Source organism: Mesorhizobium sp. WSM4311, assembly GCF_002295115.1.
In the GTDB taxonomy this organism is placed as follows: Bacteria; Pseudomonadota; Alphaproteobacteria; order Rhizobiales; family Rhizobiaceae; genus Mesorhizobium.
The window spans coordinates 1-1,039 of record NZ_NSFV01000042.1 but is presented as its reverse complement, the minus strand read 5'-3'; the positions used below and the strand labels follow the sequence as shown (position 1 = coordinate 1,039).

The 1,039-nt window shown below is 49.9% G+C and carries 1 protein-coding gene; it reads right to left on the bottom strand.

Annotated elements, in window-relative coordinates:
* Nucleotides 1-129: 129 nt before the first annotated feature.
* Nucleotides 130-1,039, bottom strand: a 910-nt coding sequence (locus CK226_RS36215) for a hypothetical protein (protein WP_179301193.1), incomplete at its 5' end; no start/stop codon positions are given.

Genomic DNA, 1,039 nt, shown 5'->3' with positions numbered 1-1,039 from the left:
GCTCAAGGCCTATGCCTTCGACGACAAGAAACTGCTCTCCTTCACCGTCTTTTACATCTTCCTTTTTCTTTTTTTTTCCTTCTTTTCTTTTCTGTTTCTTTTTCTTTTCTCCTTTTCTTTCTCCTCCTTCTACCTTTTCTTCTTCTTCCTTTCCTCTCCTCTTTCCTCCTGCCTCTCCCTTTCCCTCCCTTCCTTCTTCCTCTCCCTCTTCCTCCTTTTCCTCCCCTTCTCTCCCCCCCTCTTCTCCCTCCTTCCCCTTCTCCCTCTTCTCTCCTTCTTCCTCTCCTCTCTCTTCTCCCCCCTCTTTCTTCCTTTTCTCCTTCTTCCCCCCTTCCTTCCCCTCTTTCTCCTCCCCCTTCTCTTCCTCTTCTCCTTCCTCTTCTTCCTCTCTTTCTTTTCCTCCTCTCCCTCCCTCTTTCCCTTCCTCTTCTCCTTTTCCTTCCTCCTCTTCTCCTTTTTCTCTCTTCCCCTCCCTCCTCCCCTTCTCCCCTCCCCTCCCATTCCTCCTCCCCCTTCCTCCCCCCCCTCCTCCCTCCCCCTTCCTCTCCTCCTTCTTTCTTCTTCTCCTTCCCTCTCTTCTTCCTCCTCTTTTTTCCTCTCTCCTTTCTCTCTTTTTTTTCCCTCTCCCTCTTCTTTCCCTTCTTTTCCTTCCCCTTCTTCTTTCTTTCCCTCCTTTTCTTCCCCCTTTTCTCCTTCTTTTTCCCTCCCCCCTCTCTCTCCCTCCTCCTCTCCCTTTTCTCCCCTCTTTTCCCCTTCTTTCCCTCTCTCTCCTCTCTTTCCCTCTTCCTCCTCCCCTCCCTCTTCCCTTTCCTCTCTTTCCTCCCTTTCCCCTCTCTCTCCCCCTTCCTCTCCTTCTTCCTCTCCCCCTTCCTCCTCCCCTTTCTTTTCTCCTTCCTTCTCTCTTCCTCCCTTTCCTTCTTCCCCTTTTCCTTCTCCCCTCTCTCTCTTTCTCTCTCCCTCTCTCTCTTCCTCTTTTTTCTTTTTCTTTTCTCCTTTCTCTTCTTCCTTTTTCTTCTTTCTCTTTCTTCTTCTTCTTTTT